Source organism: Providencia sp. PROV268, from assembly GCF_028477805.1.
GTDB classification, from domain to species: domain Bacteria; phylum Pseudomonadota; class Gammaproteobacteria; order Enterobacterales; family Enterobacteriaceae; genus Providencia; species Providencia stuartii.
The window spans coordinates 135228-158868 of sequence record NZ_JAMPLW010000016.1 but is presented as its reverse complement, the minus strand read 5'-3'; the positions used below and the strand labels follow the sequence as shown (position 1 = coordinate 158868).

At 40.6% G+C, this 23641-nt stretch carries 23 protein-coding genes and 2 pseudogenes; 9 read left to right on the top strand and 16 right to left on the bottom strand.

The window, feature by feature from the left end:
- Nucleotides 1–25 precede the first annotated feature (25 nt).
- A complete protein-coding gene (gene murP / locus PR699_RS13415) occupies nt 26–1498 on the top strand; it encodes a PTS N-acetylmuramic acid transporter subunit IIBC (protein ID WP_004923877.1) in 1473 nt (490 codons plus the stop codon).
- A 40-nt stretch (nt 1499–1538) separates the two neighbouring features.
- Here murP and PR699_RS13410 read toward each other — a convergent pair whose 3' ends face one another.
- Nucleotides 1539–2144: a LysE family translocator gene (locus PR699_RS13410; protein WP_004923874.1), complete on the bottom strand. Its 606-nt coding sequence runs from the start codon at nt 2142–2144 to the stop codon at nt 1539–1541.
- 97 nt (nt 2145–2241) lie between these two features.
- Here PR699_RS13410 and PR699_RS13405 point away from each other — a divergent pair, with 97 nt between their 5' ends.
- Genes PR699_RS13405 through PR699_RS13395 form a run of 3 tightly spaced genes read left to right on the top strand, consistent with a single transcriptional unit; the run spans nt 2242 to nt 4361 of the window.
- On the top strand, nt 2242–3222 hold the full coding sequence (locus tag PR699_RS13405) for a hydrolase (protein WP_004923872.1): 981 nt from the start codon (nt 2242–2244) through the stop codon (nt 3220–3222).
- On the top strand, nt 3219–3437 hold the full coding sequence (locus PR699_RS13400; protein WP_004923869.1) for a YheU family protein: 219 nt from the start codon (nt 3219–3221) through the stop codon (nt 3435–3437). The genes PR699_RS13405 and PR699_RS13400 overlap by 4 nt, the downstream gene beginning before the upstream one ends.
- Nucleotides 3438–3494: 57 nt before the next feature.
- Complete coding sequence (locus tag PR699_RS13395) at nt 3495–4361, top strand: phosphoribulokinase (RefSeq protein ID WP_004923866.1); 867 nt, start codon at nt 3495–3497, stop codon at nt 4359–4361.
- Between the two features lie 73 nt (nt 4362–4434).
- On the opposite strand, the gene PR699_RS13390 is transcribed toward PR699_RS13395, so the two are convergent.
- The gene (locus PR699_RS13390) at nt 4435–4839 is read right to left on the bottom strand and encodes an OsmC family protein (protein WP_014656965.1); all 405 of its coding nucleotides are present in this window, start codon (nt 4837–4839) and stop codon (nt 4435–4437) included.
- Between the two features lie 304 nt (nt 4840–5143).
- Here PR699_RS13390 and crp point away from each other — a divergent pair, with 304 nt between their 5' ends.
- Both crp and PR699_RS13380 read left to right on the top strand, forming a co-directional pair.
- The gene (crp, locus tag PR699_RS13385) at nt 5144–5776 is read left to right on the top strand and encodes a cAMP-activated global transcriptional regulator CRP (RefSeq protein WP_004923862.1); all 633 of its coding nucleotides are present in this window, start codon (nt 5144–5146) and stop codon (nt 5774–5776) included.
- A gap of 194 nt (nt 5777–5970) precedes the next feature.
- A complete protein-coding gene (locus PR699_RS13380; RefSeq protein WP_014656966.1) occupies nt 5971–6945 on the top strand; it encodes a hypothetical protein in 975 nt (324 codons plus the stop codon).
- 25 nt (nt 6946–6970) lie between these two features.
- On the opposite strand, the pseudogene PR699_RS13375 reads toward PR699_RS13380, so the two are convergent.
- Nucleotides 6971–7105: pseudogene (locus tag PR699_RS13375) on the bottom strand (IS5/IS1182 family transposase); the annotation flags it as partial.
- A gap of 954 nt (nt 7106–8059) precedes the next feature.
- On the opposite strand from PR699_RS13375, the pseudogene PR699_RS13370 reads away from it, so the two are divergent.
- Nucleotides 8060–8200: pseudogene (locus tag PR699_RS13370) on the top strand (IS256 family transposase); the annotation flags it as partial.
- A gap of 81 nt (nt 8201–8281) precedes the next feature.
- On the opposite strand, the gene PR699_RS13365 reads toward PR699_RS13370, so the two are convergent.
- The 12 genes from PR699_RS13365 to ppiA all read right to left on the bottom strand — a co-directional run bounded on the left by PR699_RS13365 (nt 8282) and on the right by ppiA (nt 19580).
- The gene (locus PR699_RS13365) at nt 8282–9496 is read right to left on the bottom strand and encodes an aspartate aminotransferase family protein (RefSeq protein WP_014656967.1); all 1215 of its coding nucleotides are present in this window, start codon (nt 9494–9496) and stop codon (nt 8282–8284) included.
- Nucleotides 9497–9625: 129 nt separating this feature from the next.
- Nucleotides 9626–10201 carry an aminodeoxychorismate synthase component II gene (locus PR699_RS13360; protein ID WP_004923848.1) on the bottom strand — a complete coding sequence of 192 codons (576 nt, stop codon included), beginning with the start codon at nt 10199–10201 and terminating at the stop codon, nt 9626–9628.
- 326 nt (nt 10202–10527) lie between these two features.
- A complete protein-coding gene (nagA, locus tag PR699_RS13355; RefSeq protein ID WP_088498890.1) occupies nt 10528–11676 on the bottom strand; it encodes an N-acetylglucosamine-6-phosphate deacetylase in 1149 nt (382 codons plus the stop codon).
- 44 nt (nt 11677–11720) lie between these two features.
- The gene (locus PR699_RS13350; protein WP_014656969.1) at nt 11721–12575 is read right to left on the bottom strand and encodes a tagatose bisphosphate family class II aldolase; all 855 of its coding nucleotides are present in this window, start codon (nt 12573–12575) and stop codon (nt 11721–11723) included.
- Between the two features lie 9 nt (nt 12576–12584).
- Complete coding sequence (gene agaF / locus PR699_RS13345) at nt 12585–13019, bottom strand: PTS galactosamine/N-acetylgalactosamine transporter subunit IIA (RefSeq protein WP_004923836.1); 435 nt, start codon at nt 13017–13019, stop codon at nt 12585–12587.
- A 12-nt stretch (nt 13020–13031) separates the two neighbouring features.
- Nucleotides 13032–13925 (bottom strand): PTS system mannose/fructose/sorbose family transporter subunit IID, encoded by an 894-nt coding sequence (locus tag PR699_RS13340; RefSeq protein ID WP_014656970.1) that lies wholly within the window; start codon nt 13923–13925, stop codon nt 13032–13034.
- Nucleotides 13915–14697, bottom strand: a complete 783-nt coding sequence (gene agaW / locus PR699_RS13335) for a PTS N-acetylgalactosamine transporter subunit IIC (protein ID WP_004923830.1) — start codon at nt 14695–14697, stop codon at nt 13915–13917. The genes PR699_RS13340 and agaW overlap by 11 nt, the downstream gene beginning before the upstream one ends.
- Nucleotides 14698–14707: 10 nt before the next feature.
- Nucleotides 14708–15190, bottom strand: a complete 483-nt coding sequence (agaV, locus tag PR699_RS13330; RefSeq protein ID WP_014656972.1) for a PTS N-acetylgalactosamine transporter subunit IIB — start codon at nt 15188–15190, stop codon at nt 14708–14710.
- Nucleotides 15191–15204: 14 nt separating this feature from the next.
- Nucleotides 15205–16359, bottom strand: a complete 1155-nt coding sequence (locus PR699_RS13325; protein ID WP_004923826.1) for an SIS domain-containing protein — start codon at nt 16357–16359, stop codon at nt 15205–15207.
- On the bottom strand, nt 16356–17651 hold the full coding sequence (locus tag PR699_RS13320; RefSeq protein WP_004923825.1) for a D-tagatose-bisphosphate aldolase, class II, non-catalytic subunit: 1296 nt from the start codon (nt 17649–17651) through the stop codon (nt 16356–16358). Before PR699_RS13320 ends, PR699_RS13325 begins: the two co-directional genes overlap by 4 nt.
- Nucleotides 17652–17721: 70 nt before the next feature.
- Nucleotides 17722–18495, bottom strand: coding sequence for a transcriptional repressor AgaR (gene agaR, locus PR699_RS13315; protein WP_014656973.1), 774 nt, complete (start codon nt 18493–18495; stop codon nt 17722–17724).
- A gap of 512 nt (nt 18496–19007) precedes the next feature.
- A complete protein-coding gene (gene ppiA / locus PR699_RS13310) occupies nt 19008–19580 on the bottom strand; it encodes a peptidylprolyl isomerase A (RefSeq protein ID WP_014656974.1) in 573 nt (190 codons plus the stop codon).
- 366 nt (nt 19581–19946) lie between these two features.
- On the opposite strand from ppiA, the gene yihA reads away from it, so the two are divergent.
- Nucleotides 19947–20558 carry a ribosome biogenesis GTP-binding protein YihA/YsxC gene (yihA, locus tag PR699_RS13305; protein WP_004923816.1) on the top strand — a complete coding sequence of 204 codons (612 nt, stop codon included), beginning with the start codon at nt 19947–19949 and terminating at the stop codon, nt 20556–20558.
- A 510-nt stretch (nt 20559–21068) separates the two neighbouring features.
- Here the strand turns inward: yihA and PR699_RS13300 are convergent.
- Nucleotides 21069–21872, bottom strand: a complete 804-nt coding sequence (locus PR699_RS13300; RefSeq protein WP_004923813.1) for an SDR family oxidoreductase — start codon at nt 21870–21872, stop codon at nt 21069–21071.
- A 320-nt stretch (nt 21873–22192) separates the two neighbouring features.
- Here PR699_RS13300 and tolC point away from each other — a divergent pair, with 320 nt between their 5' ends.
- On the top strand, nt 22193–23545 hold the full coding sequence (gene tolC, locus PR699_RS13295; protein WP_053110236.1) for an outer membrane channel protein TolC: 1353 nt from the start codon (nt 22193–22195) through the stop codon (nt 23543–23545).
- Nucleotides 23546–23641: the final 96 nt, after the last annotated feature.

Genomic DNA, 23641 nt, shown 5'->3' with positions numbered 1-23641 from the left:
CACGGGAACTGATAGGGTAAATGGCATGGCTAAAATAACAAAAGAAATGATGCAGGCAATCCTGCAAAATGTCGGGGGTAGTGAAAATATTCGTCATGCAGGAAACTGTATGACACGTTTACGTTTGACCCTCAACAATGACCAACTTGTCGATAAAACAGCAATTAAACAGATCCCCGGCGTTCTTGGTGTGATTGAAAGTGAAGATCAATTGCAGATTGTACTCGGCCCCGGCAAAGCACAAACCGCCTCTGATCTCATGAATCAGCTCTTAGAAAGCGATGAATCTGGTTTCTTTTCTAACATCGATACATCATTAGAAAATAACTTAAATGCCCTCGCTTCATCCAATAAACAGCAAATGAAGCAAAAGCAAACAAGTGCAATTCATCGTTTTTTATCTAAGTTTGCGACCATTTTTACCCCTCTTATTCCGGGCTTTATTGCAGCAGGCTTATTACTCGGTTTTGCTACGTTAGCAACTCAAACCCTTTACCCTGGGGGTTTACCGAAGTCGCCTGAACAACAGACATTTGCAGTTCATCTGATCCTGTATATGTCAGTGTTTAGTAAGGGGCTATTTAGCTTTTTAAGCATTCTGATTGGTTATAACGCGCAAAAAGCATTCGGTGGAAGTGGCGTCAATGGTGCTATCATCGCTGCACTATTCGTCCTTGGTTATGACCCAAATGCCACTTCAGGGGTCTTTTCTGGAATGACCAACTTCTTTGGTTGGGATATCGACCCGCGTGGTAGCATTATTGGCGTGTTAATCGCTTGTATTTTCGGTGCATCGGTTGAAAAACAAGTCCGTAAAATCATTCCTTCTAACCTCGATATGATTTTAACATCAACCATCACGTTGCTTATTGTTGGTGCTGCCGCTTATGTTGTCATTATGCCACTAGGAAGTTGGTTATTTAATGGCATGTCATGGCTGTTTATGCACTTAAACGGTAATCCTTTCGGAACGGCAATATTAGCGGGTTTATTCTTGATTGCGGTGATGTTTGGTGTACACCAAGGGTTTGTTCCCGTCTATTTTGCCCTAGTGGATGCTCAAGGCTTCAACTCCCTATTCCCTATTTTAGCAATGGCGGGGGCAGGACAAGTCGGTGCAGCATTAGCGCTCTATGCGAAAGCGAAGAAAGGCTCTATCTTACGTAATCAAATTCGTGGCGCTATCATTCCGGGTTTCCTCGGCATCGGCGAACCGCTGATTTATGGTGTCACCTTGCCTCGAGTAAAACCTTTTGTAACGGCTTGCTTGGGTGGTGCTGCGGGTGGTTTCTTCATTGGGCTAATCGCTTGGATGGGGTTACCTGTCGGGCTTAATACCGTATTCGGGCCATCGGGTCTTGTCGCCATTCCGCTAATGACATCAGCCCAAGGCGTATTTGCTGGAATGGCTGTGTATGTTGGTGGTATTGCTGTTGCTTATGTATGTGGATTTATTTTCACTTACTTATTTGGCAGCAAAAATATCGATTTAACATAAAGCCAATCAATGCAATGGGGGGTTGTCTATCCCCCCTTTTTTATTCGAGCCAAATTAATGGCACACACGCCGCGGTTAATAGCCCCATCACTAAGTTGAAAATAAACCACGCTCTGCGACTTTTTAGAAAATGGCCGATCAATGCTCCGCCCGCCATCCAGATTAGCCCTGCCACAAAATTAACGGTAACCACCGCAATACTCATGATGATAATGGATTGCACAAACAGTTCTCCGGGTAGACTATAGCTCCCCACAGCACCTAACCCCATCATCCATGCTTTAGGATTTAAAAATTGTAACAAACCACCTTGATACCATTTGATATTTTTTGTTGCTGTCGTTTCTGTTTTTAGTGGCGAATAACGAGCCGTAGCGGTTTTCCATGCTAACCACAATAGGTACGTACTACCCGCGATTTTCATCGCCACATGCAAAGCAGGATAAAGCAATAAAAGCGCTGCAACACCGAAAGCGGAGAGGTAAAGTATTGATTGCATGCCTAACATAATCCCTAATAATAAGGGAATACTGCGACGAAACCCATAATTTGCCGTGCTTGATGTTAATAGCATGTTATTAGGGCCAGGTGTTATTGCTGCAATGAATAGAAATGTAAAAAGAGAAAAAACCAGCCCTAGACTCATTTATAATCAATCCTCAAAAATTGAGCATACTTGCATCATAAAAAAATAACAGTATGTTATGTGCCCTACAAGGGAATTACTAAATTAAATTAAGGCTATGTCAGAAAACTTTCGCCCTATTAATTGGGCTAAAAATCCACATCTTCAAACATTATTGCCAAGAATTTTTCGTAGAACGCCGAAAATCAAACCAATTTGGCAACGGCTAGAGCTACCTGATGGCGACTTTATTGATCTTGCATGGAGTGAAGCTCCCGAACAGGCAAGCAAAAAACCTCGTTTAGTCATCTTTCATGGCTTAGAAGGTAACTTTAAAAGCCCCTATGCGCATGGGATGCTTGAAAGTGCCCAAAAGCAGGGATGGCTGGGTGTGATTATGCATTTTCGCGGTTGCAGCGGCGAGCCTAACCGCCAAAAACGGATCTATCACTCTGGCGAAACCAGTGATGCACGTTACTTTTTGCATTGGTTAAAGCAGACTTGGGGGGATGTTCCGACAGCGGCTGTTGGTTATTCTCTTGGTGGCAATATGTTAGCCTGCTATTTAGCAGAAAATGGTGATGACGCCGATATTGATGCAGGTGTTGTTGTTTCCGCACCTTTAATGCTAGAGCCTTGCTCAATCCGTATGGAAAAAGGGTTTTCTCAATTTTACCAACGCTATTTACTTAATGGATTAAAGCGTAACGCAACACGTAAACTCGTTCGCTACCCGGGTTCATTACCGCTTAATTTGCTACAATTAAAGCAGCTAAAACGTATTCGTGAATTTGATGATGTGATCACCGCAAGAATTCATGGTTTTGAGAATGCGACCGACTATTACCAGAAATGCAGTGCATTACCAAGGCTGCCTCGTATTACAAAACCAACATTAATTATTCACGCAAAAGATGACCCTTTTATGGCACCTGAAGTCGTGCCAGATATCTCACGTTTACCTGCTAATATTGAATACCAAATGACAGAGCATGGTGGGCATGTTGGTTTTGTTAGTGGTAGTTTAAGAAAGCCAGAAATGTGGCTAGAGAAACGTATTCCACAGTGGCTAACACCGTATTTGGATAAACAATCATGATTATTCCTTGGAAAGATTTAGCACCTGAAACTTTGGAAAACCTAATTGAAGCTTATGTGCTCCGTGAAGGAACGGATTACGGCGAGCATGAAAAGACGTTACAGCAGAAAGTGGATGATGTGAAACGGCTGTTAGTTTCTGGGGAAATTGTGCTAGTCTGGTCAGAATTGCACGAATCTGTTAATTTTATGCCTAAAAATCAGTTTCGCCCGTAACCCCGTTTCGCTCATGGCTTAAACAGCGTGGACGTAACGCAACACAGGGAGTCCACGATGTCAAAAAAGCACCCCATTATTGCAATTACCGGTTCTAGTGGTGCTGGAACCACCTCAACAAGTCTGGCATTTCGTAAAATATTCCACCAATTAAATATTCAAGCCGCAACCTTAGAAGGTGATAGTTTCCATCGTTATACTCGGCCTGAAATGGACATGGCTATTCGCAAGGCGAGAGAGCAAGGCCGCCATATCAGCTACTTTGGTCCAGAAGCCAATGACTTCGCCTTATTAGAGCAGACACTGTTAGAATATGGCTTACATGGTAATGGTAAATCGCGTAAGTACCTGCATACCTATGATGAAGCGGTACCGTATGGGCTTCAACCCGGTACATTTACGCCATGGGAGTCCCTGCCTGCGAACAGTGATATTCTTTTTTATGAAGGCTTGCATGGCGGGGTGGTGACGCCAGAAAATGATGTTGCACAACATGTTGATTTATTAGTGGGCGTTGTACCAATTGTTAACCTTGAATGGATTCAAAAGTTGATCCGCGATACGACCGAACGCGGCCATTCACGTGAAGCCGTCATGGACTCCGTCGTTCGTTCAATGGGGGATTACATCAACTATATTACGCCGCAATTTTCACGTACGCATATTAATTTCCAACGCGTCCCCACTGTCGACACATCAAACCCATTTTCTGCGAAAGCGATCCCTTCACAAGATGAAAGTTTTATTGTGATCCGTTTTAGGGGGCTAGAACAAATTGACTTCCCATATTTACTGTCCATGTTAAACGGCTCATTTATATCAGCAATGAATACCATTGTTGTTCCTGGCGGTAAATTAGGCTTAGCCATGGAATTAATTATGACACCTCTCGTTGAAAAATTAATAAAGCAGAAACACGATTAAGCGCCGATGATGCTTATTATTATTTAATAAATAAGCATCATGAATTAAAAAAATTATATAATTAATAAATAAATTATTGATTCTGGATTTCAAAACTGTGGGTAACTTTAACCGCTTTTTCTAACATTAAAGAGACTGAGCAATATTTTTCAGCCGAAAGTTGAACTGCACGTTCAACCGCTTTTTCCGTTAAATCCGTTCCAGTTACAATAAAATGTAAGTTGATATGGGTAAAATAACGTGGAGCTTCATCGCGGCGTTGTGAGGTTAATTTAACTTCACAACCTTTTACGTCATGGCGGCCTTTTTGTAGAATAGACACAACATCCACTGAACTACACCCCCCAACCGCCATTAACACCATTTCCATTGGACTTGGAGCTTTATCACCTGAATTGCCATCCATCATAACTTGATGGCCTGATGCTGATTCTCCTAAAAATGAGAGACCTTCAACCCATTTAACTCTTGCTTCCATATTTAATTCCCCTAGGAAAATATTTTCTAAAAGATAACATTGTTGCATAAATACTTTCAATCAAATAGCTGCTTTAAGATGCTGAACCGATAAAAGCAAGACTTTCTCGGTTGAATATGTTACAAACAAAGTTCCACCTGATAGGGTTAAGATCAAAACTCAAGGTTTCAATTGATAATATTATAGTGTTGGTATTAACTTGCTCTATAATGCGAATTAATATGCTAAGCTAGTGACTTTAAAAACCAGCCATTCTCGTTACAATTAACTGAATGGCTGTATTAACATACAGAGGATAACGCTAATGGTTCTCGGCAAGCCACAAACAGACCCTACTCTTGAATGGTTTTTGTCACACTGCCATATTCATAAATATCCATCCAAGAGCACTCTGATTCATCAGGGTGAAAAAGCAGAAACCCTTTACTATATCGTTAAAGGCTCAGTGGCTGTTTTAATCAAAGATGAAGAAGGCAAAGAAATGATCCTCTCCTATTTAAATCAGGGAGATTTCATTGGTGAACTAGGGTTATTTGAAGAAGGACAAGAACGTTCAGCTTGGGTTAGAGCAAAAAGTGCCTGCGAAGTCGCTGAAATTTCTTACAAAAAATTCCGTCAACTTATTCAGGTCAATCCTGATATTCTTATGCGCCTTTCTGCGCAAATGGCAAGTCGCCTGCAAACCACCTCAGAAAAAGTAGGTAACCTTGCTTTCCTTGATGTGACAGGCCGTATTGCACAAACTCTGCTTAATTTAGCGAAACAGCCCGATGCGATGACGCATCCAGATGGGATGCAAATTAAGATCACTCGCCAAGAAATTGGCCAAATCGTTGGTTGTTCACGCGAAACCGTTGGTCGCATTTTGAAAATGCTAGAAGACCAAAATCTGATCTCCGCACACGGTAAAACGATTGTCGTGTACGGTACTCGTTAACCGATATTAGTCTCACCACTTTGGTAAGACCGCGATTGCATAATGGCTTTATATCTTTGATATAGAGCCATTTTTGCTTCAACATCACCGAAAACCAGAAAATAGCATTAATATCGTTATTTTATATTATTCATATCTACTAAAAAATAAAATCTAGAATAATTAATATACTATTATTTGAAGGTTTTATTAAAATGAAAATAAGTGAACATCGTCCATCCCTAAAATATATCAACCAAACAATCACGGCTCATGCAGAGATGCTAAAGCGTGGCAATATGACCCCTGAGACAATCTCTGAATCATGCCGGATAAAAAGAAATAATTTAGAGGCAAAATATAAGTTTCTTAACGAAACAAATAGCATTAAGCCAATATCAATCACCTTACCTACACCAGTAAAATTCGATGACAACGCATTTAAAGAGCGACAAGCTAAAATCGATGCGGCAATGAATATCGCCAATATCCTAAAGGAGAGTCAACTCCCTTCTCTGCCCTCATTATCGTTACCATTGAACTATTCATTAAAATCGAAGCATTCAACAAATACGATTAAAGAGCATGATTGTAATATGAGTGGTAACCAGTCAGCTCATTCGCTAAATATACCTAGACCCACAACGGATCTTCGACAAAAACTTGAGCAGTTGAGATCTAAATGTGAGAGGGTTGCTGCTAATTTAGATGCTAATAGTTATTCTGCTGAATCACTAAAGGTGAATTCAATGATCCACCTGAAAAAATTAGAACTCAATGCAAGCCTTATTGGCACTGACTACTCAGAGCTGGATTTAGTATGGTATATGGATAAAAAAGCACAAACTCAATCCGAGAAAGAGGCAATAATTAAAAATTTCACGCCCCCAAAACCAATCGCACATCAAAAAGGAAGCCGAATTCCCCTCAAGATACCGACTATCACTCAGGAATTAGATCAACCTAGAAAAAAACGTTCCATTCATCAGGCTACTGACATTATTTCATCTCATTCTCAGGGCAAGGGGCGAGTGATTATCAATGGGCAGGTAAAAAGAGACCTGAGTGGAGTGGCATTATCCCCTTCGACTGCCGATCCGCGCAAAACAAATATCGATAAAATGTCCAAGAAAGAAATTAGCATTAATCATACAAAAAATATCAATACAAAAAGTGCTAGGGCATGTTGACCTTTGCTGTTTATTTTTTAATAAATCATATAGGGAGCCACATGACTGAACATGCTAAGGCGACCATGCTTTTATAATTGCTTGTTAATTTGTGATACCGAGTTACGACGGCTCGGTATTTCTAAATTTACAGGAAGGCATTTTCAACTACGTGCCAATATTACTTGTCCACAGCTCCTTAATTGAGACAGCGATAATTAGATTTTTAGCCCGAAAAATATAACGCTTGTTGCCGACATCCAGTGTGTGGGCTGGCTGAATCATGCCAATGAAGTTATTTATTGAATAAGTGAAATCAAATCTCAGTAGATAAAATTAACTACTGGTAACTGATTGAATAGTTAAGGATTTTTAAGTCTATAGTCGAGGTGATTGTACTGTAAAAACACAAACAGCTAAAGAACACGCGGTAAAATCAAGACAGTATACCGTGGGGTACTTGCGCCCCCGCCCATAGCTGATTATTAGTGGTCAGTGGCAGAATGAGCTCGGGTTTACGGTAGGCAGTCACTTTACCCTCACACACCAAGCCGAGTCGTTGACTATCCGGCTGACTGATAATTTCAACCCTTCTTTATCTGCCATTGCGGCAATATCCACATACAGGCTCTTTTGTCACCCTCATATTCATATCTCGACTAACGGTAATAATCTTCATATGCTTACGAATAGTACCAACTTCAGCATGAGCAGAAGCCATATTTCCATTCGATACATATTTGCTAGGATTTTTTCTACTTTAGTTTCATTCTATCGTTAATTAACGTTGGACGATTTTTATCACCTAAAAAATAATCCGGTCTATTTCCTTGGTTAGTCTCTTTAAATATTTCCCCTGTTTCTTTATTTATTAATTCCGCTTTCACCTTCGGAATAGATGTATGTGTAGTGGCATAGTTAATTTGGCCACCTAAATAGAGCTGTTATTATACACTGCATAACTTAACAGGTGACATGTATAACAAAGCAAATTCGACGTAACTTCAGGGCGGAATTTAAACGAGAAGCGGCTCAATCAGTTCACTCGACGGCTGACTAAACTGATCGTTGAAACAACATTAAATATGGAATTAACTAAACACCTTGAGCATGAAAAAATCCCCCTCAATCAGGCTCTAATGATCCTGTGCGTAAAGTCATTTATTTAGCGATTGAATCGGCCTCTAAAAAGTAGAGTATGCCAATTCAAAACGGGAAACAGACAATGAGCCGTTTTATTATTGTATTTGGTGACCGCCTAAACAGTCACCTTTAATGAAAGGCAAATACCCCAAATTATTTATAGGGTCAAAAAGACTCAAAGAGGTATTAACCTCTTTGAGTGTTAAAAATGTATTTATTTCAGAATACGTTCAATCGCTTTTTCTAATTTCAACATACCACTATTAATTTCTTCTTCCGAAATAATTAACGATGGCGTAAAACGTAATACATTAGCGCCAGCATTAAGCATCATTAATCCTTCATTGGCACAAGCTTGTAAAATATCTTTCGAACGATCTTTTAATTCCCCTTTAAGCTCTGCACCAATTAATAGCCCCATGCCTCTAATTTCAGCAAAAATATTATATTTCTCATTCAGCTTATTCAAATGAGCAACAAATAATTCGCGACGCTTTGTCACACCAGCAAGTACCTCTTTTGTATTGATAATATCAAATGCTGCATTACCAACCGCACAGGCTAATGGGTTACCACCATAAGTGGTACCGTGAGTTCCCAACCCCATAGTTTGCGCAATTTCATGGGTTGTTAACATTGCACTGATAGGGAAACCGCCACCTAAAGCCTTAGCTGTAGTCAGAATATCCGGTGTCACGCCGTAGTGCATATAAGAGAATAACTGCCCAGTGCGCCCCATACCACTTTGTACTTCATCAAATACCAGTAATGCATTGTTATCATCACATAGCTTACGCACACCTTGCATAAACTCTTGCGTGGCAGCAGTCACACCACCTTCCCCTTGAACAGGCTCTAATACCACCGCACAGGTATTTTCATCTATCACCGCTTTCACGGCATCGAGATCATTAAATGGCACATGAATAATATCAGCAGGTTTCGGCCCAAAACCATCCGCATATTTCGCTTGGCCTCCAACTGAAACCGTAAAGAAAGTACGCCCGTGGAAAGCTTGTTTGAACGCAATAATTTTGGTTTTATATGGGCTGTGCTTGGTAATGGCATAATGGCGCGCTAACTTAAACGCAGCTTCATTAGCTTCCGCCCCTGAATTGGCGAAGAACACTCGCTCAGCAAACGTCGCATTGATCAGCTTCTGTGCCAATCTTAAGGTTGGCTCATTAGTAAAAATATTACTGACATGCCATAGTTTCTCACTTTGCTCACGAACAGCAGCAACTAATGCAGGATGACAATGGCCTAATGCCAATACCGCGATCCCACCAGCAAAATCGATATATTCTTTACCTTGCTGATCCCAAACTCGGCTACCTTCCCCACGGACAGGAATAAATTCCGCTGGAGAATAAATAGGTAAAATAACCTGATCATAAGTTTGCCGATTTACTGCTTGTGGTTCTTTCATACCCCTCACCTGCCTTATCCAATGCCTAAGTGAAAATATAATCATTAAATATGAATAAAAAATCACAAAAGAGCAATAGCAAAGCGAGTGATGGGGATGAATTTATTTTTTTATAGATACAGTGAGTAACTAATATTTTAAAAAATTATTCAGCAATTCATGGCCTTGTTCACTCAGAATACTTTCTGGGTGAAACTGAACCCCCTCAATTGGCAGAGTTTTATGACGTATTCCCATAATTTCATCTACGTCACCGTTATTCAGTGACCATGCGGAGACATCAAAAGACGCTGGTAATGTTTCTGCAGCAATAACGAGAGAATGATAACGTGTAACTGTTAGTGGCCGATTTAAACCTTTAAATACCCCTTGGTGGTTATGATGAATAGCCGATGTTTTGCCATGCATCACTTCTCTAGCCTTCACAACCGTTGCACCAAAGGCTTGACCGATCGCTTGATGACCAAGACAAATGCCTAAGATAGGGATTTTCCCTGCAAAATACTTAATTGCTTCAAGAGAGATCCCTGCCTCATCAGGCGTACAAGGGCCTGGTGAGATCACTAGGTGTGTAGGCGCTAACAACTCTATCTCTTCGATAGAAATTTCATCATTACGTTTAACGAGTACTTCCGCCCCTAATTCACAGAAGTATTGATATAGGTTATAAGTAAATGAATCGTAATTATCAATAAGTAAAAGCATAGTAGCCTATCCGACTGATTTTTATCATTATATGTTATATTCCCATACACAGTTTTTTGCGCTTAGCAATCAGAACTCTGACTAAAAAATAGCAAAAAATAGTCGGGGGCAGGTATCATAACACAGCCGAAGCAGGAAAATAGCCTATTTAAATCAAGTAATCTGATTTACTGAAGCCAGTTTCCATATAAAAATCATGGGATTATATTCACATACTGATAACAAGTTATTCTTAATTAATAAGAATAACAATGTTCCATTCTACATCTATTCATACAATTGCAAGACAACCGCTTAGGGCATGGCGTTTCATACCCTAAATCTGTTTATCGTTGAAAAACCCGCTTACCGTTTACAAAGGTTGCTTGTATTTCGCCTGCTGTATCACAGAGCGTTAAATTCGCTTGCTTGTTGGGGGCGATTGATCCCAGACGATCCGCAATACCTAATGCTTTTGCTGGATATAAACTGCCATGTAACCATGCTTGTGCGAATGATATGTCGCAAGCTTGCAGCAATGTTTTCACTCCTTGTTCGAGGGTTAAGGTACTCCCTGCGAGGCTACCACTTTCTGTTCTGACAACCCCCTTTTTCATCTGCACAGTCATTTCACCGAGAGAGTATTCACCATCAGGCATGCCAGTAGCACGCATCGCATCTGTAATCAGTAGTAACCGCTCCCCACAGCAGCGGTAAACCACTTTGATAGCGGCAGGATGTACATGATGACCATCACAGATTAATTCAACCTGACATTGGTCGTTGGTTAAGGCTGCACCGACCATGCCTGGCTCACGATGATGTAGGCCATTCATGCCGTTATAGCAATGAACAACCCCATCCGCACCTTGATTTAGCCCATCCTGAGTCAATGCATAATCCGCACTGGAGTGGCCAAGCATGACACGGATCCCTTGTGATTTTAACCAAGGTATTAGCTCAAGAGAGGTTGGATGCTCGGGTGCGAGAGCTACACATTTTAAACTTCCTTCAGCAAGTGATATCCATTGCTGTAATAGGGCTTTCTCAGGTTGGTGCAATAAGCTTTCTGGGTGAGCTCCTTTATGTTGGGCCGTAAAAAATGGCCCTTCAAGATAACTTCCTAGAATTTCGGCGCCATCTACCCCTTGCTTCTGGCTATCTTTCACTTGAACCAATGCTCGCTCAATATCTTTATGCTGGGCGGTCACTGTTGTTGCTAAAAATGCGCCAACGCCTTTCGATGCTAAGAAACGAGATATATTATTGAGCGATTCATGGGTCGCATCCATCACATCGGCACCAGCACTACCATGAATGTGGGTATCAATAAGTGCAGGCAATAATGTGAATGGCAATAGCTCTTCAGCAGACTGCGTATTCGGGATAACGTGTTGGATACACCCATTATCATTCAATACGACTAAAACATTATCAGCCCACCCAGAAGGCAATAATGCCCTACGAACATATATCTGTTTATCTGATTTCATCATCTTACATCCTATCAGTGCCCCTTGTATGCGTCAGTAAACACGACTTACATCATACCTGCACTGCCACAAATATTGATTTTACTTTCAACGACTTTACGCATTGCCTCTTTACCTGGTGTAATATATTTACGAGGGTCATTAGCGTCTGGGTGCTCAGCAAAATGCGCTTTGACAGCATCCGCAAAAGCAATTTTTAAATCTGTTGCCACATTCACTTTGCACACACCAAGTGAAATCGCTCGTTTAATCATCTCTTCAGGGATACCAGAAGCACCGTGTAGGACCAAAGGAATATCGACTTGCTGTTTAATCGCCGCTAAACGCTCAAAATCAAGGTGAGGTTCACCATGATATAAGCCATGGGCGGATCCTATCGCGACGGCCAATGAATCAATACCTGTACGCGTGATATACTCTTTCGCCGCCATAGGATCAGTATAGAAGCTATCTTTGCTATCAACGACTAAATCGTCCTCTTGCCCCCCTAATCGCCCTAACTCCGCCTCAACGCTGACATCATAATTTTGGCAATATTTCACGACTCTACTGACGGCTTCGATATTCTGTTCGAAAGCAAAGTGAGAGCCATCAATCATCACAGAACGAATACCGGCACGTACTTTACGGCAAATATCGTCATACTCCTCATGGTGATCAAGATGTAATGCAATCGGTAAGTGATTCACTCGTGCAGCTTCACGACAAATCGATACCATGTATTCCAATCCTGCATAAGTAAACGTGCTCGGTGTTCCTGCTAAAATAACGGGGGATGACATCGCTGCTGCTGTTTCGACAACAACTTGAACAGTTTCAAGGTTATGTACATTAAAAGCGGGAACTGCATAACCATTACGTTGTGCTTTTTTCAACATTTCACGGTTAGAAATTAAATACATATGCTCTCCTTAAATGCCATCATCATGAGCAACAGATTGTTTTTCACGTTGTTGCTCATGCCACAAACTGGTTAACCCTCGATGCCCACACTCCAATGCCATATCGCGGAATTCTGTTACTGACATTCCATCCCTCTCCAGCATCATTTCTGCGACCATTTGCATATTGGTTCCAGTGATAACTTGGTAGTTTTGATTTTCCAAGGCCATCAATGACGCTTGCCGAAATGGTGAGCCACCTAATAAATCTGTTAAAAAAACGACACCATCACCTTGATCACATTGCTGACTTGCCTTTCTTAATGCTTGTTGAAGCGAATCGGTACACATTCCCTCAGGAAAATCTATCGCAACACATTGTTCTTGTGGGCCAATAACCTGTTGTACTGCTTGTAACAGGCCACTCGCAAAACCTCCATGGCCTGTAATGACGACACCTAACATTTGCCATTCCTCTTATAAGAATCCAACTAATTTACCAAGCACGCCAAATACCACGGTGACACCAATTAATTTCACAGGTGAAAAACCTTTTTTCATTAGCCAGTAGACAAGTAACGTAAAGCTTAATGGCAATAAATTTGGCATCAGTTTGTCTAAAACGTCTGTCTGTAAAGCCACTTTTGCTTCACCAGCCGTCATGATTAGTGGTGTAGAAAGATGCACATAAGAGGCAACTAGGGCGCCGATAACCGTCATTCCAACAATAGAAGCGGCATGTGAGATATTTTTGGTATGTGCTTTTAGCATGGTTATCGCTTTTGTTCCCGCGCGATAACCATAATGAGCCAGTCCAAAACGCAATGCGAAATGCACGATATTGAACATAAGCAGAAAAATAATCGGCCCAAATAAACTGCCTTGTAGTGCGAGTGATGCCCCAATACCAGCACAGATGGGCAATAAGGTTAGCCAGAACAACGCATCGCCGATGCCGCCTAGCGGCCCCATTAACGCTATTTTCACTGCACGAATGGTGGAAATCTTCTCCTTGCTACGCTCCATCGCTAGCACTAAACCGGATAAAAATGTCACATCAAATGGATGCACATTGATAAATTCCATGTGCATTTTCATAGAATTAGATAAATCTTCCGGTTTTTTATGAATTTTACGTAACGCTGGGATCAAGGTATAAAGCCAACCGCCAGCTTGCATACGTTCATAGTTAAAAGAAGCTTGTAGTAATAGCGAACGCAGTGCCATAACGTTAATATCACGGTGAGTCAGTGCTGTTGCAGGTTCGCTATCAAGGTAATCATCACGCTCAACCTGACTAGTTGCCATCGCTTGAGCCATTCGTTGCTCCGCTTTTGCTGCCAGAGCTTCATCATTGTCATTAAATGCCATCATTCATCTCCTGAGCAACTTTAGGTGAGCTGCCGTTATCATTGTTGTCATTACGTGTGCGGTTGAAGAAATCAATCAGTGCGATTGCAAACGCGCCAAGTGCGACCGCAATAATGGGCATATTCAGGAAAGTCACTGAAATAAAACCAAGAATAAAATAGGCAACATACGTCTTTTTCATCATGATTTTCATCAGTAGTGAGAAACCAATCGCAGGCATCATGCCACCCGCCACAGCTAAGCCATCCAATAGCCATTGAGGTGCTTTTTGTACCATGGCACTTGCGGCATCAGCACCAAAGTAGATGGGTAAGAAAGCAACAATAAAGTAGAAAGAAAACAGAATCAGGATCCCAAAATAGTTCACCATCTCAATACCGCGCCAATTGAGCTTTTTCACCATTTCGTCGCATTTATGCATCATGGGTGAATAGAGTGTGAACAGTAATGTGATACAGCCTTGTACCGCGATAGAAAACGGTACAGCAATACCGATAGCAACTTTAGGATCCGCATGTGTCATGATGGCAAATGTCGTGCCAATAATACCGCCAATCACAACATTGGGTGGCTGAGCACCAGCAAGTGGCACCATCCCCATCCAAACCAGCTCTAACGTTCCTCCGACTAATAACCCCGTTTGCACATCACCTAAAATCAATCCAACAATAGGCCCAATAACCACAGGTCGATGGAAGTGTGTCAAACCATTAAATAAATCGACCCCCGCGATCCCAGCAATCAAAGCGATAAGTAGTGCGTCAGTCATCATACTGACCTCCTTAGCTAATTAGCTTAGAGACGGCTTCCCCCGCCTCATCAGGTACACGACGAATTTCACAAGTGATCCCTAATTTTTCTAATTCGCGGAATGCATTAATATCGCTATCATCCACAGAGACCGTTTTATGAATTTGTTTTTTACCTTCGATAAAGTGCATATTGCCAACATTGACAAATTTGATAGGAACTCCACCTTGAACTAGGGTGAGTACATCTTGAGGCGTTTTACAAACGATAAAAATCTTTTGTCGATCCGCAGCCTTATGGATCACATCAATGGTTTTTTGCAGCGTAAAATAGCGAGTTTGTACACCATCGGAAACCACCATATCCATCAAAGATTGAGCAACGGGATCAACGGCGGCTTCATCATTTGCAACAACCACTAAATTAGCACCAAGAGAATTTGTCCAAGTCACGCCAACTTGACCATGGATCAAACGATTATCGATACGAGTCATCAATATATTTGGGGTAGACATACTCACTCCTATTATTATTTTGTTGATTTGTATGGGTATAGCTGAACACCTTTAACAACACGATTCACTTCCCCCGTCGGACAAGGGTTATCCGGTGATAAACCATGATTGAGAGAAGCTTCAAATGACAAAAGCTGTAAAAAGACGAGATAAGGAAATATCAACCAAATATCATTGAGTGGGCTATCAAGCACGACGGCCTGCTCTAAAGGTAAACTACTCAATGCCACAATGTGTTTTGCCCGCTGGTCATGTTTCAGCTCATTGAGCAAATCTATATCATAGTGACGGCAATACTCTTCGGCTGATAACATCACTATTACCAATGTTTCTTTATCAATCATAAATTTAGGGCCATGGCGAACCCCTAATGTTGAATCAAAGCGCGTTGCAACTTTCCCCGATGTGAGCTCTAACATCTTCAGCGCCCCTTCTTCGGCAATCCCCGTAAAACAACTTGAGCCAAGCACAACCATTCGACTAAAACCATTTCCTGTCATGCCTTGGATCATCGGCAACCATTGTGGAATGCCGGTTTCTGCAAGTGTGGCAATCTCTTCAACATAACTACGTGCTTGAGTAAAATCTTGAACACCAAATAGTAATAATGTCGCTAATGTCATACAGCTAAAGCTTGAGGTCATGGCAAAGCTGCTGTCATGAGAACCATCGGGCATGATTAAAGAGCAAACATGCTTTTTCCCTTCCGCATAACGTGCCAAAGCGCCATCTGGATTACAGGTCAACATAAGGTGATAAACATCGTCGAGTAGCTCATCTGCCAGCTCTACGACACCAACACTTTCAGGACTGTTACCCGAGCGAGCATAAGAAACTAATAATGTCGGTTTATGTTTATCGAGGTAATGCCAAGGTGTTGGTACAATATCGGTAGATGCATACGCATGTACGTCTAATCCACAATATTCACGTAACCAAGGTGCCATGGCTTTCCCTGCAAAGGCAGACGACCCAGCACCACATAACACAATTTGTAAATCCGGCTTGGCGAGCAGTTCAGATAAAAACGGTTGCCATTGCTCCGATTTAGCCGCTAACTCCCGATATAATTCACGCCATAAGCGGGGCTGATGAGTAATTTCTTGTGCAGTAAACAGAGCGCCGTGCTGCTCTAACCATGATTGTGAATATGACAATATTTCCTTCATGCCACCGCTCCTTTTGACTGTGATTCACATGCCAACGCATATTGAAGTAATACGCTTCGAACCTTATCCATGACCCACGCTTTTGGGTCATTCTCTAAGTCACCGACTTTAACGGCTTCGGCCTGCTCTGGTAGGTATTGGCTCAGCATCGAAATCGGTACTGGGTTTTGCCGTAAGTTGTCCAATAATTTCGCCACTGCTTTTTCAACTTCAGGCTCCGCCCAGTAATAGCGAATACGGTCACTTAAGCTATATTGTCTGTCGATGTATTGCTGATGAGCACTTCCTTTGTAATAAGGGCTCCAACGCTCTGGCTGCTCATTCATAATTTGTTCGAGGGTTGCGTGTAAATGGGCAGCATCACGCTCACCATTCCATTCACGATCTAATTTATCGAGTGCAAATAACCCTTCACGTAAAGCAAACGTTAATGCAGGGCCAACTTTTAAGATCGCAAAATGGTCGCGGACTAACTGACGATACGCCTTTAGTGCTTGGTAATCGGTAGAGTGTGCTTCATAAACAAGATGGGGAACTGATTCGATAAATTGGCTAAGTGCTTTCGCTTTTTCAGGTTGATAATGTTCAACATTGTGATGATCAAATTCGACCCCTGGCTGAACAACCAAGGCAATCACTCGGGGCCACACATCGGCTAACCCATGCTCTTGCCATTTATTTTTATGGATAGACAATGTGGTTTTAGCAGCTTCGGGCGATGTAACTTGTAATCCATCCATCGATTCTTTCGCACCGCCCGGCACAGGAACTTCTGTGCCAATAACATAAACAGGGGCTTCACCACCATGATCTTGCCAGCTACGTTCAGCCACTTGGCATAGCCTTGCCGCACGGGAAGCGACAACGTCATCGCTCAAAGGAATAGGGTCATCAGCACAAGACATTGAACAATCAAGGTGAATTTTACGAAAGCCTGCCGCAACATAATCATAAATGAGTGTTTCTGATAGTTGCATCGCCTCATCAGCGCAACGATTTTGCCATGCATTAGGGCCTAAATGATCGCCGCCTAACCACACTTTTTCACGTGGGAAAGCCAATCGATCGGCAATTTTCCATACCATTTCACGAAAATCGCAAGGAAGCATACCGGTATAGCCACCGAACTGGTTAACTTGGTTAGAAGTGGCTTCAATTAATACTGAAGAGTTACGTTGTTTAGCAAAACGAATCGCACTTTCTAGAACCCAAGGGTGTGCGGAACAGACAGAGTAAACCCCAACGTCCTCGCCAGATTTATGGCGATGGATCAGCTGTAATAGCGGCTGCATAATATCTCCAAATAACTCAGATATGATTAAAAACGTTGCGTTTTTAATTAAGAATTAAAATAGATATGCCTTATTCATCAACAACAATGACTTCTACACCAAATGCCGTTAAAGCTTGGCGATAATGAAGTGGAATGCGGCTATCAGTAATAAGACGATGGATCAGTCTAGCTTCGCGTATTAAACAAAAACTCTTTCGCCCAAATTTAGTACCATCTGCTACAGCGATAATTTGATGTGCCACATCACACATCACACGGTTGAGATGCGCTTCTCCGCTATTCGGTGTGGTGATCCCAGCTTCAAGATCAAAGCCATCTACCCCAAGAAACAACGTATCAAAACGGTACTGTGATAACTGCTGTTCGGCGGCAGGACCATAAAGGGAATAAGAATTTTTGCGTACGTGTCCACCAAGAACCATAACATCTACGCTGTCGAAACCGGCCAGTTCGTATGCGATATTGAGAGCATTAGTCATCACAACTAAATCACGGTGGTGTTTTAAAAAAGGAACGATTTCTGCTGTTGTTGAGCCTGAATCAATGATGAGAGAATCCCCATCATTCACAAATTCCGCCGCTTTTTTGGCAATACGAGTTTTAATTTCTCGATCCATGCGACCTTTCACTTGTAACGGTCTATCAAAAGCAAATTTATGATTCACCATTGCGCCGCCATAAGAGCGTAAGGCACAACCCTTTTTTTCCAGATAACGTAAATCATTACGAATAGTGACGCTAGAAACATTAAACTGTTTGCTTAAAGCATCGACACGAACACTCCCTTCTTGGCACAACATATCCATGATGCATTCACGTCTTTTTACGGTATCTGTACTCATGTTTATCACTCCGAAAAACATCACCTTGCTATCACGATTGACCATGCTAACAACATATCTGAATTACAGCAGAGTGAGTCAATCGAAAATGTGATCCTTGTTAAAGTTCATTTTTAGAGCAAAAAACCTCAAAAAACCTTTCGATTCCATTCAAATCGAAAGGCACAGCTTTCAATTGATTGACTTATTTTTTCATGCAAATGCCTAGCAAAGGCCAATATTTAAGTTAGTAAATGTATTAAAAACGAAACACAAAGAAAAAATGTCAAACAAACCGTTTTCAAACCGCGCGGTGAGCAAGATCACAAAATTGAATTTATGTAAAAATAACTAGCAGGTTAATAAGAAGAAAAGAATGAAAAAAGAGAAGGGAAAAAGAAAATAAATTCTAATTAATGGGGAAATATACTCTGTGAGTACATCACTACATAAATAGCACTCACAGTGATACAGCCTTATACATGAAAAATAATATAAGTGGGTAAATACTAGCGACCTACCCACTCTATCTATTATGGCTTTTTAATGACTTCCGCAGAAATAATTGATATTGGTTCAACAGGCACATTTTGATATGGACCAACATTCTCTGTTTTTACTTTAGAGATTTTATCCACTACATCCATGCCTTTTACCACTTTACCAAAAACAGCGTAACCAAAATCACGTTGACCGTGATCTAAGAAAGCATTGTCAGCGACATTAATAAAAAACTGGCTGGTCGCACTGTCTTTATTCGCTGTACGTGCCATAGAAATGGTTCCACGTAAATTGCGCAAACCGTTATCTGCTTCATTTTTAATTGGAGCACGAGTCTGCTTTTGCTGAAGATCTTTGTTAAAACCGCCACCCTGGATCATAAAACCAGGAATAACACGGTGAAACGTTGTTCCGTTGTAATAACCTTCATTCACATATTGTAGAAAGTTCTCAGTGGTCACAGGTGCTTTTTTATTATTCAGTTCTAATTCAATATTACCTGCTGAGGTGACTAATTTAACATACGTTTCACCCGCAGCTAATGCTAGAGAAGATGCGCTGATAGCACAGACCGCCAGTAAAGGCACAAAAATTCGTTTTAACATTCAAGATCCCTTTCGCTATAGCTAAATGACTTAATTATACTCGAAATAGTTCGAGGTGCAGCTAAGCGCATAAGCAAATATGTGACTCATGTGAATAGACATAGCCAACAAAGCTGCAACTGGAAGTATGACGAGTACAATTCACCAATTCTAGAGCTAAGCTGAATATATTGCTAAAGATTTACCTTTATTTACGTCAGATAAGCGAGTAATCATCAAAAACTGTCAGATGACGCCCAATATGTACGTAAAATCGTTGTTTCAAAAGCAAACAGCTACTGCTCTATCGCAATTTTGGCTTTGTTTGTCTGCCACCAGTCGCTATAATCCCTCAGCCTCAAAAGGTCAACTCAGGGAGAACAACCTATGACAATCAAAAACCATAACTACCATATGACAAAATTTGTCATCAGTGCACCCGATATCCGTCATCTACCAAAAGATACGGGTATAGAAGTTGCCTTTGCAGGCCGCTCCAATGCAGGTAAATCCAGCGCACTAAACGCGCTTACACAACAAAAAAGCCTTGCTCGCACCAGTAAAACGCCTGGACGGACACAGTTAATTAACCTGTTCGAAGTGGAAGAAGGCATTCGTCTTGTCGACTTACCGGGTTATGGCTATGCCGAAGTGCCGGAAGAGATGAAACGCAAATGGCAAAAAGCGCTTGGTGAATACCTACAAAAAAGGGAGTGTATTAAAGGTCTTGTCGTATTGATGGATATTCGCCATCCACTAAAAGACCTTGATATGCAAATGATTGAATGGTCTATTGCGATGGAAATTCCTGTATTAGTCCTTTTGACTAAGGCAGATAAACTCGCTTCTGGCGCACGCAAAAAACAATTAATGGAAGTCCGCCAAGCACTCTCTCCATTAGGGGGAGACGTCGAAGTCGAATATTTTTCAGCATTGAAAAAAATCGGTATTGATAAATTGCGTCTCAAACTTGATAGCTGGTATAGCACGCCAATTTGATCCATTTCGATCCTTGTGCGTCACTCGGCGCACAACGGCAAGCACGATAACTTTACACAAAGTTTGGATAAAAAAATGCTCCAGTCAAAATTTTGACTGGAGCAGCTAATATTCAGCTAAATCCGATTACGTGAAGTAAAAGGTCTGAAAGATAGAACATCTTACCTCTGTACCCTACGCCTTATACTTTACTTGATTTTTTACGCGAAAAAAAGCTTTTCTGTAATTTTTTTTCAATGCTTACTACGATTCAGCGAATAAAACATCATAATAATAGCCAAAAAACGTATTTTTATTACATATTTATGAGAGCCAAGTCGCATTAATATGTAATGTAAATTTTTTATCTCATTAGGTAATAACGCGTATTTTGTTCAAATAACAGACAGGAATAAGCTTTATCGCATCTATATGGCAACATGCGATAAAGAAAATAAGAAGAGTGTTTTATCGAATCGGCGAATAGGTTGACGCCATTATTGATGACTCAGAGAATAAGCAAGCTCGCCTCTATTGTTTTATATCCGCTGATGACAATGCGCTTTCGGGAAGTAATGCTCCGCCATCAACGACAATAGTCTGTCCTGTCATATATCCCGCGGCTTGTGAGGCTAAAAATACCATAGCGGCAGCAATATCTTCTGCTTCCCCTAAACGCCCTAGTGGTACAGCACGAGCAATCCTTTGATTCAATTGCTCATCCCCTAAGTTTTCCATCGCAGGTGTTCGTATCATCCCCGGCTCAACGCCATTCACCGTTATCCCAAAAGGAGCCAACTCCAATGCGGCTGACTTAATAAAACCATTAACCCCCGCTTTAGAGGCGGCATAATGCGCAAGCCCTGGGTAAGCGACTTTAGGACCAGTGACAGATGAGGTGATTAAAATACGCCCTCTTCCCTGCCTTTTCATAATCGGTTGAGCAGCTTGAGCCAAATAAAAAGGCGCCATTAAATTAACACTCAGTGTCTGTTGTAATAAAGCCTCATCAATTTGCATAAATTCTGTTAGCGGAAAATAAGCTGCATTATGGATAACAACATCTAATTGATGATATTCGCGATCTATTTTTGCAACCAAGGCTGTTATTTGTTGCTGCTTTGCACAGTCACAACCTTCCGCCTGAACGTTAAACCCTTTTGCTACTAATGAAGCTGCGGCTGCTTGCGCCTTTTGTAACTGCAAATCAGCCATAATCACGCAAGCCCCTAATTGAGCAAAGGCTTCAACAATCGCTAAACCAATACCTTGAGCCCCACCAGTAACTAGCACGACCTGCCCTTGAAATGCAGTTGGAGAAAATAAGCGTTCCATGATTAATCCTTTGGCTCTGAGATAAGCCTGTCGCCATAAAAGATATTACGTTACATGAACGCTATATTGAGGTAAAAAAATGTACTGTGACAATCGTTCTTAGGTAGTAAATGCACATTACGTTCGACAGTAAAATAGTCTCATTTTTTACACTAACTTAATCAAGTTAGCTCATATAGCAAAACATATACATCAAATTAAAATTTTAAATGTGGTTTTTTATATTTACATTTTAATGGCTGAGCTATAATTTAATTAAAACCTCTTTCTTAAATCCCATTTAGACTAAACTGTAAAAAATTAATTAGGAATTAATAATAATGAATAAAATAATTAAATTATTTATTTTAATAAGTTCAATAATTATAGGTTATAATTGTAACGCAGAGGATTTATTGCAAGTTTATAAAATAACTAAAGATAACAACCCCACATTAAAAAAAACAGAAAGTGAACGTTATCAAGCCTATAAAAAAATAGATGAAGAGCGTAGTTCATTACTCCCTCAATTAAAATTAAAAGCTAATTCAAACTATAAAAACAATGATGGTACAGATGATAATAAAAATATTAAGAACACCGAATTATCTCTACAAATGACACAATCTATAATTGATATATCTAAGTGGAAATCACTATCTATTCAAGAAAAACATGCAGCTATTTCAGATATTAACTATCAAATAAGCCAGCAAGATCTGCTGTTAGAAACGGCTATCTCTTACTTTAATATATTAAAGTCTATTGATGCCCTCACTTACATAAAAGCCCATAAACTCGCGGTTTATCATCAGTTAGATCAAACCACACAACGCTTTAATGTAGGGCTAACGACCATCACTGACGTACAAAATGCGAGAGCTAACTATGACAGTATCATTGCTCAAGAGGTTCTAGGTTACAACGAATTGAAGAATTCAGTTGAGGTATTAAGAAAAATCAGTGGAGTACGATATACTCAATTAGCAAAACTCAATATTAATAAGTTACAACTCACCAAACCAGATAATATCACATTTCTACTTGAAAATGCGCGAATTAAAAACCTGAGCTTATTAAAAGCTCGCCTGTCACAAGAAATATCAAATGATAAAATATCCCTCGCCAAAAGCGGGCATTTACCTATAGTCACTTTAGATGCTTCTACAGCCATCAATAACACTCGGCTAGATAAGAATAGTATCGAAAGCCAGCATAAAATAAATAACCATTCAGGGAAAAACAATGCAGCCCTCTCGTTAAATTTACCAATCTATCAAGGAAATACGGTTAATTCTCAAGTTAAGCAAGCTCAGTATGGTTTTGAGGCTGCAACAGAGCAACTTGAAAGTGATAATCGAAACGTCATCCAGCAAGTTAACTCTTCATACAATAATCTATTGTCGTCAATAAGTAGTATTAATGCCTATAAGCAACTAATCATTTCAACACAAAGCTCATTAGATGCCACAGAAGCGGGTTATCAAGTAGGAACACGCACTATTGTCGATGTACTATCTGCAACTGCCGCCCTCTATCAGTCGAAAAAAAATTTATCGAATGCCCAATATGATTATTTAATCAACCAATTAAAAATGGAATATTTACAAGGTTCCTTAAACGAAAATAGCATTCAGCGTATCAATAAAATGCTAGGTAATGAAATATCAATTTATGAATCAACAATGCAATAATTAGCATTCGAATCATTTAATATTAAATAATTTATTTTAATTAAAACTTAATAAATTTCATTTTTATCACTCATCATTTTCTATGCCATTATTGAT